Below are 223 nucleotides of genomic sequence, written 5' to 3' on the forward strand. Positions count from 1 at the left end.
GCCTGTTCGGCCGGCACATCGTCAAGCGAGTTTGATCATGAGCGCTGCAGAAGAAGTCGTCGGCGAAGGCCACGAGGCGGTCGAGGCGGTTCCGAAGCGGGCCATGACGCTCGGCACGGGCACCTCGCTGCTGGTGCTGGCGGTGCTGTTGATCGTGCCGGTGTTCGTCAAGAACTTCATCATCTTCCAGATGACGATGCTCCTGATCTACGGGCTCGCGGTG

Annotated in this window: 1 pseudogene; it reads left to right on the top strand. The window is 62.3% G+C overall.

The annotated features are described in order from the left end of the window. Window positions 1–37: 37 nt before the first annotated feature. Window positions 38–223, top strand: a pseudogene (locus MOV74_RS41390) (branched-chain amino acid ABC transporter permease); the annotation flags it as partial.

Source organism: Bradyrhizobium sp. SHOUNA76 (assembly GCF_023006445.1).
Classification (GTDB): domain Bacteria; phylum Pseudomonadota; class Alphaproteobacteria; order Rhizobiales; family Xanthobacteraceae; genus Bradyrhizobium.